This window comes from Mycobacterium sp. (genome assembly GCF_049278535.1).
Taxonomy (GTDB): Bacteria; Actinomycetota; Actinomycetes; order Mycobacteriales; family Mycobacteriaceae; genus Mycobacterium.
Map to the genome: position 1 here is coordinate 16,685 of NZ_JBAPMI010000095.1, position 13,297 is coordinate 29,981.

General features: G+C 67.0%; 13 protein-coding genes and 1 pseudogene. 8 read left to right on the top strand and 6 right to left on the bottom strand.

Annotated elements, in window-relative coordinates:
- The first annotated feature begins 15 nt into the window (after positions 1-15).
- Entirely contained in the window at positions 16-867 is an 852-nt protein-coding gene (locus WAO18_RS06355) for a Bax inhibitor-1/YccA family protein (protein WP_422204811.1), read from the top strand.
- 65 nt (positions 868-932) lie between these two features.
- On the opposite strand, the gene WAO18_RS06360 is transcribed toward WAO18_RS06355, so the two are convergent.
- The 3 genes from WAO18_RS06360 to WAO18_RS06370 all read right to left on the bottom strand — a co-directional run bounded on the left by WAO18_RS06360 (position 933) and on the right by WAO18_RS06370 (position 3,963).
- Positions 933-1,424 (bottom strand): hypothetical protein, encoded by a 492-nt coding sequence (locus WAO18_RS06360; RefSeq protein WP_422204813.1) that lies wholly within the window; start codon positions 1,422-1,424, stop codon positions 933-935.
- Between the two features lie 294 nt (positions 1,425-1,718).
- Complete coding sequence (locus tag WAO18_RS06365) at positions 1,719-2,936, bottom strand: acetyl-CoA C-acetyltransferase (protein WP_422204814.1); 1,218 nt, start codon at positions 2,934-2,936, stop codon at positions 1,719-1,721.
- Between the two features lie 88 nt (positions 2,937-3,024).
- A complete protein-coding gene (locus WAO18_RS06370) occupies positions 3,025-3,963 on the bottom strand; it encodes an SGNH/GDSL hydrolase family protein (RefSeq protein WP_422204830.1) in 939 nt (312 codons plus the stop codon).
- 235 nt (positions 3,964-4,198) lie between these two features.
- Between WAO18_RS06370 and WAO18_RS06375 the strand changes: the two genes are divergently transcribed.
- The 3 genes and pseudogenes from WAO18_RS06375 to WAO18_RS06385 all read left to right on the top strand — a co-directional run.
- Positions 4,199-5,251 carry an alpha/beta hydrolase fold domain-containing protein gene (locus WAO18_RS06375; protein ID WP_422204816.1) on the top strand — a complete coding sequence of 351 codons (1,053 nt, stop codon included), beginning with the start codon at positions 4,199-4,201 and terminating at the stop codon, positions 5,249-5,251.
- A 42-nt stretch (positions 5,252-5,293) separates the two neighbouring features.
- A complete protein-coding gene (locus WAO18_RS06380) occupies positions 5,294-6,688 on the top strand; it encodes a cystathionine beta-synthase (RefSeq protein ID WP_422204818.1) in 1,395 nt (464 codons plus the stop codon).
- A gap of 74 nt (positions 6,689-6,762) precedes the next feature.
- A pseudogene (locus WAO18_RS06385) lies at positions 6,763-7,380 on the top strand (RDD family protein); the annotation flags it as partial.
- 11 nt (positions 7,381-7,391) lie between these two features.
- On the opposite strand, the gene WAO18_RS06390 reads toward WAO18_RS06385, so the two are convergent.
- Positions 7,392-7,733 (bottom strand): hypothetical protein, encoded by a 342-nt coding sequence (locus WAO18_RS06390; protein WP_422204820.1) that lies wholly within the window; start codon positions 7,731-7,733, stop codon positions 7,392-7,394.
- Between the two features lie 116 nt (positions 7,734-7,849).
- Between WAO18_RS06390 and WAO18_RS06395 the strand changes: the two genes are divergently transcribed.
- Positions 7,850-9,010, top strand: a complete 1,161-nt coding sequence (locus WAO18_RS06395) for a cystathionine gamma-synthase (RefSeq protein ID WP_422204821.1) — start codon at positions 7,850-7,852, stop codon at positions 9,008-9,010.
- A gap of 6 nt (positions 9,011-9,016) precedes the next feature.
- On the opposite strand, the gene greA is transcribed toward WAO18_RS06395, so the two are convergent.
- Positions 9,017-9,511 carry a transcription elongation factor GreA gene (gene greA / locus WAO18_RS06400; RefSeq protein WP_422204823.1) on the bottom strand — a complete coding sequence of 165 codons (495 nt, stop codon included), beginning with the start codon at positions 9,509-9,511 and terminating at the stop codon, positions 9,017-9,019.
- 250 nt (positions 9,512-9,761) lie between these two features.
- Positions 9,762-10,193, bottom strand: a complete 432-nt coding sequence (locus WAO18_RS06405; protein WP_422204824.1) for a DUF4307 domain-containing protein — start codon at positions 10,191-10,193, stop codon at positions 9,762-9,764.
- Between the two features lie 110 nt (positions 10,194-10,303).
- On the opposite strand from WAO18_RS06405, the gene mca reads away from it, so the two are divergent.
- The 3 genes from mca to WAO18_RS06420 form a co-directional block, all read left to right on the top strand.
- On the top strand, positions 10,304-11,176 hold the full coding sequence (gene mca, locus WAO18_RS06410) for a mycothiol conjugate amidase Mca (RefSeq protein WP_422204825.1): 873 nt from the start codon (positions 10,304-10,306) through the stop codon (positions 11,174-11,176).
- Positions 11,176-11,427 carry a hypothetical protein gene (locus WAO18_RS06415; protein WP_422204827.1) on the top strand — a complete coding sequence of 84 codons (252 nt, stop codon included), beginning with the start codon at positions 11,176-11,178 and terminating at the stop codon, positions 11,425-11,427. Before mca ends, WAO18_RS06415 begins: the two co-directional genes overlap by 1 nt.
- The coding region (locus tag WAO18_RS06420; protein WP_422204828.1) for a thioredoxin domain-containing protein at positions 11,414-13,297 on the top strand (1,884 nt) is incomplete at its 3' end. The genes WAO18_RS06415 and WAO18_RS06420, both read left to right, overlap by 14 nt.

Here is a 13,297-nt window from a genome sequence, read left to right on the forward strand (position 1 = left end):
CGAGAGGATCCGACGTTGCGGGAGACTAGTAACCCGGTATTTCGCTCGCTGCCCAAGCAGCGTGGCGGATACGCGCAGTTCGGGAGTGGCGTCGCGGGCGCCGCGACACAGTACGGGCATCAGACGGACCCCTATGCGCCGTACACCGACCAGCGGGCTGGCGTTTCCCGCCCGCTGACCATCGACGATGTGGTCACCAAGACCGGCATCACCCTGGCGGTGCTGTCGGCCGTTGCCGTCGTCTCCTACTTCATGGTGGAGGCCAACCAGGCGCTGGCCACCATGTTCACCTTCGTCGGCGCGTTCGGCGGTCTGGCCATGGTGTTGATCGCGACCTTCGCCCGTAAGCAGGACAACCCCGCGATCGTGCTGACCTACGCCGCCCTGGAGGGGCTGTTCCTCGGGGCGATCTCGTTCCTGCTGGCCAACTTCTCGGTGTCGAACACCAGCGCCGGGGCGATGATCGGGCAAGCGATCATCGGCACGCTCGGGGTGTTCGTCGGGATGCTCGTCGTCTACAAAACCGGTGCCATCCGGGTCACACCCAAGTTCACCCGGATGATGGTCGCCGGCATGTTCGGTGTGCTGGCCCTGATGCTGGGCAACCTGGTGCTGGGCATGTTCGGCGTCGGCCACGGCGAGGGCATGGGGCTGCGCAGCGGCGGCCCGCTGGCGATCATCTTCTCGCTGGTCTGCATCGGTCTGGCGGCGTTCAGCTTCCTGATCGACTTCGACGCCGCCGATCAGATGATCCGCGCCGGAGCGCCCGAAAAGGCTGCCTGGGGTATCGCGCTCGGCCTGACCGTGACCCTGGTCTGGCTCTACATCGAGATCCTGCGCCTGCTCAGCTATCTACAGAACGACTAGCGCTTGAAACGAAGAAGGCCGGCACCTGCGAAACGTGCCGGCCTTCTTCGTGTCCGAGGTTCGGACTAACCAGCCAGTCCGGTCTTGATTGCCGCGTCTTGCTTCTGTCCAAGGTCGGTGACGAAATCCGGTGGCGGCTGCACATCGGGCGGGCCGACAAAGTTCAGGGTGGTGAACGCTTTGCCCTCGGTGAACAGCAGCATCATCACCCCGTGGGAGCCGTCCGGTGAGTTGCCCGAGACCAACGTGCCGCCGGTTCCCACGGCAGCCGGTGCGGGTGTTCCCTGGACGGAATCACCCAGCTTCGCCTTGGCGGCGTCCAGCGCGCTTGTCGCCGCCGAAGGATCGACGAGAACGAGGATGGTGTCGCGGATCTGGCGAGTTGTGCCATCGTTGCTGAACGTCGTCTCCGCCCCGGCTTGGCCATTCGGGTTCGCTATTACCGGGCCCGCGGTGAAAGGCATCGGGGTCTGAATGTCGTTGACGTGGATCAACAGTCGGGTGTAGTCGGCGGACTGGGGTTGCGCCGAACTCGCTGTCGAGCTGTGACTTGTCATGGCCGAAGCGGCTGACGTCGACGAGGCCGTGGGTGCCTTCGAGTTGCTGCTGCAACCCGTCGCTGAAGCTGAAGCGACTGCCAGCGCAGCCGTCACTAGTGCAATTGTTCTCGGGGACACAGTCATCGCGCCGCTCCTCTTCCACCGAGCCGAACTCGGATGTGTAGGCCACCGGGCGGCAGCCGGCAAACCGTAACCCAGTCCGGGTGATTCCATGCCCGAACCATGCGGTTACGCCGGTTTTGGCGGCAAAACAGGAGACGGGTGCTGCGTGGTCCCGAGACCGTTAGCGAATCAGCTCAGCCGCTCGATCACCAACGCCATGCCCTGACCGCCGCCGACGCACATGGTCTCCAGGCCGAATGTCTTGTCGTGGGTCTGCAGGTTGTTGAGCAGGGTGGTGGCGATGCGAGCACCGGTCATGCCGAACGGGTGGCCCAGGGCGATCGCACCGCCCGAGACGTTGAGCTTGTCCTCGTCGATGCCCAGTTCGCGGGCCGAGCCGAGCACCTGCACGGCGAAGGCCTCGTTGATCTCGAACAGGTCGACGTCCTTGACCGACAAGCCGGCCCGCTGCAGGGCCATCTTGCTTGCCTCGATCGGTCCCAGGCCCATGATCTCCGGGGACAGACCGCTCACACCGGTGGACACGATGCGGGCCAGCGGCTTGAGGCCGAGCTCCTTGGCCTTGGTGTCGCTGGTGATCACCACTGCGGCGGCGCCGTCGTTGAGCGGGCAGGCATTGCCGGCGGTCACCGTGCCGTTGGGCCGGAAAACCGGCTTGAGCTCGCTGATCTTCTCGTATGTCGTTCCCGGCCGTGGGCCGTCGTCGGTGCTGACCGTGGTTCCATCGGGCAAGGTCACGGGGACGATCTCGCGCTCGAAGAAACCGCTCTTGATCGCCTCCTCGGCACGATTCTGGCTGCGCACGCCCCAATGGTCCTGGTCCTCGCGGCTGATGCCGGTCATGATCGCGACGTTCTCGGCGGTCTGGCCCATCGCGATGTAGACGTCGGGGATCGCGTGGTCTTTGCGGGGATCGTGCCAGTCGGTGGCTCCCTCGGCTGCCGTGGCCGTGCGCTCGGCGGCCTCGTCGAACAGCGGGTTTTTGGTGTCCGGCAACGAGTCCGAGTTGCCCTTGCCGAACCGTGACACCGTCTCCACGCCGGCCGAGATGAACGCATCGCCTTCGCCGGCCTTGATCGCGTGGAAGGCCATCCGGATGGTCTGCAGCGACGACGAACAGTACCGGTTGACCGTGGTGCCCGGCAGGAAGTCGTAGCCGAGCTGGACCGCGACGACCCGGGCCATGTTGAAGCCCTGCTCGCCGCCCGGCAGGCCGCATCCCAGGTACAGGTCATCGATCTGATGCGGGTTCAGCGCCTCCACCTTGTCCAGGGCGGCGCGCACCATTTGGGTCGCAAGGTCGTCGGGCCGGATGCTGACCAGCGACCCCTTCATGGCACGCCCGATCGGCGAACGGGCAGTTGAAACGATGACCGCTTCCGGCATTTCGGCTCCATCCGTGGGGTTGTCTGGACCCGAATCTAGCCCCGCGTCGACGGGGGCCGTTAAACGGCCCGGTGAGGACCCGAACGGCTCAGCCGGGCACGACGATCGGTGCCGGTACCCCGGTCGTGGGTCGACGCCACAGTCGCGACAGCAGGCCCAGCACCGAATAGCCGCCGGGGCCGGCCTCGGTGGCGGTGTCGGACAGCAGGGCGGGTACCGGCTGGCCCGCCCAGTCGCCGAGCGCATGGCACAGCGCCGGCAGCAGCTGGCTTGCGGCCAGCGCGTAGCCGGCCGCCGACGGGTGGAATTGGTCGTCGGACAACATCCGCTCAGCTGCATGCCGAAACTCGCGGCTCATCAAAGAGGCCAGCGGCACCGGCACACCACCGGCGGACCTGACGGCGCCGGACTGCGCGCGGGCCAGCCGCAGCCCCCGGGTTCGCACCGTCCATCGCAGCGGCTGCGGGATCGCTTTGACGACACCGAAGTCAGGGCAGGTGGCAACGACGACCACCGCGCCGCTGGCTTTCAACCGTCGCACCGCGTCGCCCAGCCGTCGCGACGAGGCGCCAATGCCGTTCAGCTTGGTGACGTCGTTGGCGCCGATCAGGATCACCGCCGCATCCGGCGGCGGACCCGCCACAAACATGGCGTCGACCTGGCCGGACAGGCCCTTGGAGGTGGCCCCGACAATCGCCTTGGTGCTCAACCGGACACGTTTGCCGCTCTGCTCGGCCAGTCCGCGGGCGATCAGCACGCCGGGAACCTCGTCGGCGGTCCGGCAGCCGTACCCGGTCGCCGTGGAGTCACCGAAGACCATCAGGTGCAGGTCGACGTCCGTCCCGCGCTCCCAGCGTTGCACCGGTCCGCCGCCGGGGGCGTAGACGCCGTCGGCTCGCGGTGGGACGTCCCATGACTTGGGGATGACGCTGCGCGCCTTGGCGGCCTGGCTGATCAGCAGGTTGCGCGCCCCCACATAGGCGGTACCGGTCGATGCCAGCGCGCCGGCCGCGGCCAGCGCGACCATCGAACCCCGCGGCGCGCGTCGTACCACGCGAACAGTTTATGTCCCGGTCTGACGCACCTCCCGGAGCCCGGCCTTGAAGCCATTACGGGTCGGAGCAGTCTTGGTATCGAATCAGACTCTTTGATTGTTGAAGTTGTTTAAGCTGTCAAGCTAAGTTCACGAAGTTGGCTGAACTATCTCTCCGCTTACTTCGTCGACATGTTTACCGCACTACAACGGCGTAGGAGTGTTGAGCATGACCGCACCGAGCAGGGTTTCGGGCGCGCCCCGTACCGCAGTTCGTGCCCGCGACGTAATGCGGGCACGCAGATTTCCGGCCAACGACGGTGTGCCCGTCGAGGTCGTCGAAAGCGGACCCAGCCTCCCGGGGATGGTGGCGTCGCTGGCTTGTCGCCTGACGATCCGCCCGGCTTTGGGTCTGGTCAGCCACATCCCGCTCGTCCCATTTCCGTTCGGCATCATCGATTTCGCGTCCCGGGTCCTGCTTCCCGGACCGGGAACCGTCCGGACGACGGTGGAGTTGCCGCATTGCACCGCCCAGCTGGTGCGCGCGCCCGGCGTGTTGCCGGCTGACGGCAAGCGACGAGTGGTGCTCTATCTGCATGGCGGTGCCTTCTTGACGTGCGGCGTCAACTCGCACGGTCGAATCGTCAACGCGCTGTCCAAGTTTGCCGACGCTCCGGTGCTGGTGGTCAACTACCGGCTCATCCCGAAGCACTCAGTCGGCCAGGCACTGGATGACTGCCACGACGCCTATCGCTCGCTGCGGTCGCGCGGATATCAGCCGGATCAGATCGTGGTGGCCGGCGACTCGGCCGGCGGTTATCTGGCTCTGGCTCTGGCGCAACGGCTTCAGCAGGTATACGAGGAACCGGCGGCGCTGGTCGCGATCTCTCCGCTGCTGCAACTGGCCAAGGAGCCCAAGCAGTCGCACCCGAACATCAAGACCGATGCGATGTTCGGAGCCAAGGCATTCGACGCTTTGTTCACCTTGGTGGCCAGGGCGGCCCGCAAGCACGTCGTCGACGGAGAGTCCGAGCAGCTCTACGAGCCCCTCGATCACGTCGAGGCCGGGTTGCCCCGGACATTGATCCACGTATCCGGCTCGGAAGTGCTGCTGCACGACGCCCGCACGGCGGCCCGCGCGCTGGCGGCGGCGGGAGTGCCGACCGAGGTGCGGGTGTGGCCCGGCCAGATTCACGATTTCCAGCTTGGCGCCCCGATAATTCCCGAGGCCACCCGGTCGCTGCGGCAGATCGGCGAGTACATCCGCGAGGCCACCGGCTAGAGGGGCTGCGCGCGGTCTAGCCGGACCTGAGACGATTTACCCATGCGGATCGCGCGACACATCAGTGAACTCATCGGAAATACTCCACTGGTTCAGCTGAACTCGGTCGTGCCGCCGGGGTCGGGCCGGGTGGTGGCCAAGGTCGAATATCTCAGTCCCGGGATGAGCAGCAAGGACCGGATCGCGGTGAAGATGATCGACGCTGCCGAGGCCAGCGGGGAGCTCAAAGCGGGCGGCACCATCGTCGAACCCACCTCGGGCAACACCGGCGTCGGCCTGGCGCTGGTCGCCCAGCACCGGGGCTACCGCTGCGTGTTCGTCTGCCCCGACAAGGTCAGCGAAGACAAGCAAAACGTGCTCCGCGCGTACGGCGCCGAGGTCGTGGTGTGCCCGACGGCGGTGCCGCCCGAGCACCCGGACAGCTATTACAGCGTCTCTGATCGGCTGGTTGCCGAGATCGACGGCGCCTGGAAGCCCGACCAGTACTCCAACCCGCAGGGCCCGGCCAGCCATTACGAGACCACTGGGCCGGAGATCTGGGCGGACACCGACGGTCAGGTCACCCATTTCGTCGCCGGGATCGGAACGGGTGGGACGATCACCGGCGCCGGCCGCTATCTCAAAGAGGCCTCCGGTGGGAAGGTGCGCGTGATCGGCGCCGACCCGGAAGGGTCGGTGTACTCCGGCGGCACCGGTCGGCCGTACCTCGTCGAAGGTGTGGGCGAGGACTTCTGGCCGGCGGCCTACGACCGTGCGGTGCCCGACGAGATCATTGCCGTCTCCGACTCCGATTCGTTCAACATGACCCGGCGACTGGCCCGCGAAGAGGCCATGCTCGTCGGTGGGTCGTGCGGCATGGCGGTGGTGGCGGCGCTGAAAGTGGCCGAACATGCCGGACCGGATGCGCTGATCGTCGTGCTGCTGCCGGACGGCGGCCGCGGCTACATGTCGAAGATCTTCAACGACGCCTGGATGTCGTCCTACGGGTTCCTGCGCACCAGGCTGGACGGCTCGATCGAGCAGCCCACGGTCGGGGACGTGCTGCGGGGCAAGTCCGGTCATCTGCCCGACCTGGTACACACCCACCCGTCGGAGACGGTGCGTGACGCGATCAGCATCCTGCGGGAGTACGGGGTGTCGCAGATGCCGGTCGTCGGCGCAGAGCCGCCGGTGATGGCCGGCGAGGTAGCCGGGAGTGTCTCTGAGCGCGAACTGCTTTCGGCCGTCTTCGAGGGCCGCGCCAGCCTGGCCGACGCCGTCGGGATGCACATGAGCCCGCCGCTGCCGATCATCGGAGCCGGTGAACAGGTCAACTCGCTGGCCAAGACGTTGCGCGACTTGGACGCCGTGATGGTCGTCGAGGAAGGCAAGCCGGTCGGCGTCATCACCCGGTACGACCTGCTGGGCTTCCTGTCCGACGGTGCGTTGCGTAAGTAGCCGGACGGGCATCAAGCAAATTACTTCGGGTAGCAATTCACCGCGCACAGAGAAAGCCGCTCATGACCGAACAACCGCCGCCGTCATCATTCCCACCGCCTCCACCTCCCGGGGGCGGTGACTATCCGCCGCCCCCGCCGCCGTCGGGCGGATACCTGCCGCCGCCGCCCGGGCCGGTGCTCCGCGGCCTGACGACACAGGACTGCACCCCGTGGGTCAGCCGCGTCGCGGCGTACGTGATCGACCACCTGCCGCTCCTGCTGATCCTCGGCGTCGGTTGGCTGGTGCTGCTGAACTCCATGGACAGCGTCTGCCTGACCGGCGTCACCCCGAACACCACCGACCAGATCTGCTCGATCGGATACTCGACGACGGGTCTGGTCGTGTTGGCGGGCTCGGTGCTGGTCGGGTTGGCCTATTTCATCTGGAACTACGGCTACCGCCAGGGCACCACCGGATCGAGCATCGGTAAGTCGTTGCTGAAATTCAAGGTCGTCAGCGAGAACACCGGTGAGCCAATCGGTTTCGGTATGTCAGTACTGCGTCAGATCGCTCACGCTGTTGACGCCGTCATCCTGCACATCGGTTACCTGTTCCCACTGTGGACCGCCAAGCGCCAGACGCTGGCCGACAAGATAATGGCCACGGTGTGCTTGCCGCTGGACCGGCCGGCCGAGGGCGCATCGCTCTAGACGCCGTCAGATCACGGACACCACGGGGGGATCGGGCAGAAGTTGAGGCCCGGCGGCGGTGGCGCCGGAGGCGGCGGCTGGTCGCCCTCCCAGATGGTCCGCGCGACGTTGCCCCCGCCTCCGACGTACCAGTAGGTGTGGCACACGTTCGCGTCCCAGCGGACCGGATCCACCCGGAGGTTGCCGGTCTGCACCGGAGGATCACCGGGACACCAGCGGCAGGGACCCTCCGGGTGATCCGGCGGGCACCCCGGCCACGATTGCGGCACCGGGATGGGATGGGCCTTTGCGGCACCGACCCCGGTAACCCCTGCGACCCCACCCCACAGCAGCACCGTTGATGCCAGACCCACGACAAGTCGCCTCATAAGTCTGTGATTCTGCGCCGCCGTGAGGTGCGCACACATGGGGCAACTGCCCTATTTGTGCCGTTCGGCCGCTCGCACGGCGATGACTAGGCTGATCAACGATGAGCGACCACGGACACTTCGCAAACGCCGGTCTGGCCACCAAAGCCATCCATGCCGGCTACCGGCCCGATCCGGCCACCGGCGCAGTCAACACCCCGATCTACGCCAGCAGCACCTTTGCTCAGGATGGTGTGGGCGGCCTGCGCGGCGGATTCGAGTACGCACGCACCGGCAACCCGACCAGGGCGGCGCTGGAAGGCGCGCTGGCCGCCGTCGAGGAGGGTAGGTTCGGCCGCGCATTCGGCTCAGGCATGGCGGCCAGCGACTGCGCGCTGCGCGCGCTGCTGCGTCCCGGTGATCACGTGGTGATCCCCGATGACGCCTACGGCGGAACGTTCCGGCTCATCGACAAGGTCTTCACCCAGTGGGGTGTGCAGCACACGCCGGTCGCGGTGTCCGACGTCGACGCGGTCCGCGCGGCGATCACCCCGCAGACCCGGCTGATCTGGGTGGAAACGCCCACCAACCCACTGCTGTCGATCGCCGACATCGCCGCTATCACCCAACTTGGCGCTGAGCATTCCGCAAAAGTATTGGTGGACAACACCTTTGCCTCGCCAGCACTGCAGCAGCCATTGACCCTCGGCGCCGACATCGTGCTGCACTCGACCACGAAATACATTGGCGGGCATTCCGATGTCGTGGGCGGCGCTCTGGTCACCAACAACGAGGAACTGGACGCGGCGTTTGCCTTCCTGCAGAACGGGGCCGGCGCGGTGCCGGGACCGTTCGACGTCTACCTGACCATGCGCGGCTTGAAGACGCTGGTGCTGCGAATGCAGCGGCACAGCGAAAACGCCTCTGCGGTAGCGCAATTCCTCGCCGGACACCCGTCAGTGGACGCGGTGCTGTACCCGGGACTGCCCACCCATCCAGGTCACCAGGTCGCGGCGCGGCAGATGCGCGGATTCGGCGGCATGGTGTCGGTGCGGATGCGGGGCGGACGCAGCGCCGCGCAGGCGTTGTGCGCCAGCACCAAGGTGTTCATCCTCGCCGAGTCGCTCGGTGGGGTGGAGTCGCTGATCGAATATCCCGGTGCGATGACCCACGCGTCGACCGCCGGCTCCCAGTTGGAAGTTCCCAACGATCTGGTGCGGCTGTCGGTCGGCATCGAGGACATCGCCGACCTGATCGCCGATCTCGAGCAGGCGCTGGGCTAGCCGCGCTTAGGAATGGTACGGCTCCGCGCTGACCAGCGTGACCTTGACGGTGTTGCCATTGGGCACGGTGTAGCTGCGGGTCTCACCCTCTTTGGCGTCGAGCAGGGCCCCGCCCAGCGGCGAGTTGGGTGAATACACCTCGAGCTTGCCGTCGTGAACGGCCTGCTCGCGGGTGCCGATCAGGAATGTCTCGCTGTCGGACTTGTCACCGTCGTAGTAGACCTTGACCACCGATCCGGGCAGTGCGACGCCGGACTGCTTGGGCGCCTCGCCAACTTTCGCGTTGTTCAGCAAGTCCTGAAGTTGGCGGATGCGGGCCTCCTGCTGGCCCTGCTCTTCGCGGGCCGCGTGGTAGCCGCCGTTCTCGCGCAGGTCGCCTTCCTCGCGGCGGTCGTTGATTTCCGCGGCGATGACCGGACGATTCGCGATCAATTGGTCGAGCTCGGACTTGAGTCGATCGTGTGACTCCTGGGTCAACCAGGTCACCTGGGTGTCCGTCATCTCGTCGTGCTCCTTGTGGTGTGGGTCGGGCGGTATACCGCCGCGGCAGGCTGTCGGTCGTGCTGCCGGGCGGGCCCACCACGCGCACCGCCGACCTCAGTAGTCGGGCGGACCCCCTGCGCGGCTCATACGGCCGCTAATGCAGCAATACACGGTCCCAGCCGGAACCGTGCATCACAGCAGTTTACCACCGCTGCGACGCGGGCCGAGGAGGTTTCCGCAGTCCGGCGTTTGCCGGAACGCCGGCGGGTCAGGGGGCACGCAGGTAGCTGGGTACATCGGCGCCGCAGCCGTAGATGTCGCCCACCACGGCCGGCTTGCTGGACTTCACGATCGTCGTCACCTGCACCGTTGCCTGGCTTGACGGCGGAACAAGCACCTCGCGCCGTCCCGTCTCGCTGCCGTCTTTCGCCCGTACCCGCACGATGCAGTCGACGGGGCGCGACGGGTCTTTTCGCGTCACGCTGATGGTTACTGACACGGTGTGGCCGTCGATCAGCCGATAGCCGGCCAAGGTCCCGTCGACGTCGCTGCGGCCCAGGCGTTGATAGCCGATGATGGCGACCGCGAGGCCGGCCACGGCGACCACCGCGGCCAGGATCGCGGCCCGGCGTCGCGACGGGCGAAGCACGGGACCACGCCCGTAGCGGGTCGGTGGCGGCGAGGGGGAACGTTCGGTCATGGTGTGTTGCGGTTGGTGCCGGGTGAGCGGGTTAGAGTGCCCGGCGGCCGGGATGGAACTATTAGTCCTGGAACTATAGGCGCAGGAAACAGCACACAGTCAGGGAGCACGTGAGCGAGCTGCGGTTGATGTCGGTGCACGCCCACCCGGACGACGAGTCCAGTAAGGGCGCTGCCACCCTTGCCCGCTACGCGGATGAAGGCCACCGCGTGCTGGTGGTGACCCTGACCGGGGGCGAACGCGGCGACATCCTCAACCCGGCGATGGACTTGCCGGAGATTCACGGTCGCATCGCGGATGTCCGCCGTGACGAGATGGCCAAGGCGGCGGAAATCCTCGGCGTCGAGCACACCTGGCTGGGCTTCGTCGATTCCGGCCTGCCCCAAGGGGATCCGCCCCCGCCGCTGCCCGAGGATTGCTTTGCGCTGACGCCGCTCGAGGTGGCCACCGAGGCGCTCGTTCGGGTAGTGCGCGAATTCCGGCCGCACGTGATGACGACCTACGACGAAAACGGCGGCTACCCGCACCCCGATCACATTCGCTGCCACCAGGTTTCGGTGGCCGCATACGAGGCCGCCGGTGACTATCGGCGATTCCCCGACGCGGGCCCGGCGTGGACTGTGTCGAAGCTGTATTACAACCACGGCTTCCTGCGCCAGCGGATGCAGATGCTGCAAGACGAGTTCGCCAAGCGCGGGCAGACGGGCCCGTTCGAGAAGTGGCTCAAACATTGGGATCCCGCGCACGACATCCACGCCGACCGGGTGACAACCCGGATCGAGTGCTCGGCGTATTTCAGCCAGCGCGACGACGCGCTGCGCGCGCACGCCACCCAGATCGATCCCAAGGGGGACTTCTTTGCCGCGCCGATCGAATGGCAACAACGGCTATGGCCTACGGAGGAATTCGAGCTGGCCCGCTCACGTGTCCCGGCGCGGCTGCCCGAGTCCGACCTGTTCGCCGGAATCGAGGACGAGCTGTGATGCACCTTCAACTCGCCGCGTTGGCCTTGCTGGCCGAGGACGGGCCGCACAACAGCGGACCCGATTTCGGCAAAGCCAGCCCGTTCGGCCTGCTCGTGGTGGTGCTGTTGCTGATCAGCGTGCTGTTCTTGGTGCGTTCGATGAACCGGCACCTCAAAAAACTGCCGGAGTCCTTCGACCCGCAGCATCCCGAACCGGATCAGGCCGTCGACGACGGAACCATCGACCAGCCGCCGCATGAGCCCAGCTGAAACTGCCGGGCGTAACCAGCTCGCCGGGGCCGCCAGTCCCTATCTTCGCCAGCACGCCGACAACCCGGTGCACTGGCGGCAATGGTCGCCGGCCGCGCTCGCCGAAGCCGCACAACGCGATGTGCCGATCCTGCTCTCGATCGGCTACGCCGCATGCCACTGGTGTCATGTGATGGCCCACGAATCGTTCGACGACGACGAGGTGGCCGCGGCGATGAACGCCGGGTTCGTCTGCGTCAAGGTCGACCGCGAGGAACGGCCCGACATCGACGCCGTCTACATGAACGCCACCGTCGCGCTCACCGGACAGGGCGGCTGGCCGATGACATGCTTCCTGACGCCCGATGGACGGCCGTTCTACTGCGGCACGTACTATCCCAAAGATGCTTTCCTGCAGCTTCTTTCGGCCGTAGTCAGCACCTGGAACGACCGTCGCGACGAGGTCGAGCAGAGCTCCGATCGCATCGCGAGTGAACTGCGATCGATGGCAGCCGGACTGCCTGGCGGCGGACCGCAGGTCGGTCCGGCGCTGTGCGACCATGCCGTCGCCGCCGTGCTGCGCGACGAGGACACCGTCAACGGAGGTTTCGGCGGCGCACCGAAGTTTCCGCCGTCGGCATTGCTCGAGGCGCTGCTGCGGCACTGGGAGCGCACCGGATCAGAGCAGGCGCTAACCGCAGTCCGCCGTAGCGGTAACGCGATGGCCCGCGGTGGTATGTACGACCAACTGGCCGGCGGCTTCGCTCGCTACAGCGTTGACAATGCCTGGGTGGTACCGCATTTCGAGAAGATGCTCTACGACAACGCGTTGCTGCTCCGGGCCTACGCGCACTGGGCCAGGCGAACCGGTGACCCGTTGGCCCGTCGGGTCACCGCCGAGACCGCTAGGTTCCTGCTCGACGAGTTGCGCGACGACAACATGTTCACCTCGTCGCTGGACGCCGACGCCGACGGCAGGGAGGGTTCGACCTATGTCTGGACGCCGGCGCAACTGACCGAGACGCTCGGCGGTGACGAGGGCCGCTGGGCCGCTTCGATTTTCGGGGTGACTGAGGCCGGCACGTTTGAAGCCGGCGCTTCGGTGCTGCAGTTCCCCGGCGACCCCGACGACCCGGCCCGCTTCGACCGCGTTCGGGCCGCGTTGCTGGCTGCCCGGCGGACCCGACCCCAACCCGGCCGCGACGACAAGGTCGTCACCGCGTGGAACGGGTTGGCGATCACCGCGCTGGCCGAAGCCAGTGTGACGCTGGCAGCGCCCGAATTAGCTACTGCGGCAATCGATTGCGCGACAGAGCTAGTAGCGCTACACCTGGTGGACGGCCGGCTGCGCCGGGCCAGCCTGGGCGGCCGGGTCGGGGAGAGTGCGGCGATCCTGGAAGACCACGCGATGCTGGCCACCGGTCTGCTCGCGCTGTACCAGCTGACCACCGACGCATCCTGGCTGACCACCGCGACCAGTCTGCTGGATATTGCGTTGGCGCACTTCGCCGATCACGACAGCCCGGGCCGCTGGTTCGACAGTGCCGACGACGGCGAGCGGTTGCTGCTGCGGCCCGCCGACCCGTATGACGGCGCGACACCGTCGGGCGCATCGGCGATCACCGAGGCGCTGCTGACCGCGGCGCATCTGGCCGGCGATGGGCGGGCCGACCGATATCGGCAGGCGGTAGCCGATGCGCTGCAAGCGCATTCGCCGTTATTGGCCCGCGCGCCGCGATCGGCCGGTCATTGGCTGGCCGTCGCCGAGTCGGCCGTGCGCGGCCCGTTGCAGATCGCGGTGGCCTGCTCTGGCCCGGATTCGGCGCTGCTGGCCGATGCCCGCCGGCTGGCACCCGGCGGGGCGATCGTCGTCGGCGGCCAGGTGGATTCC

What these genes read in the sequence shown, in the direction of transcription:
- WAO18_RS06360 (WP_422204813.1), bottom strand. Translation starts at nt 1,424, where the DNA reads ATGACAAGTCACAGCTCGACAGCGAGTTCGGCGCAACCCCAGTCCGCC.
- WAO18_RS06365 (WP_422204814.1), bottom strand. Translation starts at nt 2,936, where the DNA reads ATGCCGGAAGCGGTCATCGTTTCAACTGCCCGTTCGCCGATCGGGCGT.
- WAO18_RS06370 (WP_422204830.1), bottom strand. Translation starts at nt 3,963, where the DNA reads ATGGTCGCGCTGGCCGCGGCCGGCGCGCTGGCATCGACCGGTACCGCC.
- WAO18_RS06375 (WP_422204816.1), top strand. Translation starts at nt 4,199, where the DNA reads ATGACCGCACCGAGCAGGGTTTCGGGCGCGCCCCGTACCGCAGTTCGT.
- WAO18_RS06380 (WP_422204818.1), top strand. Translation starts at nt 5,294, where the DNA reads ATGCGGATCGCGCGACACATCAGTGAACTCATCGGAAATACTCCACTG.
- WAO18_RS06395 (WP_422204821.1), top strand. Translation starts at nt 7,850, where the DNA reads ATGAGCGACCACGGACACTTCGCAAACGCCGGTCTGGCCACCAAAGCC.
- greA (WP_422204823.1), bottom strand. Translation starts at nt 9,511, where the DNA reads ATGACGGACACCCAGGTGACCTGGTTGACCCAGGAGTCACACGATCGA.
- WAO18_RS06405 (WP_422204824.1), bottom strand. Translation starts at nt 10,193, where the DNA reads ATGACCGAACGTTCCCCCTCGCCGCCACCGACCCGCTACGGGCGTGGT.
- WAO18_RS06415 (WP_422204827.1), top strand. Translation starts at nt 11,176, where the DNA reads ATGCACCTTCAACTCGCCGCGTTGGCCTTGCTGGCCGAGGACGGGCCG.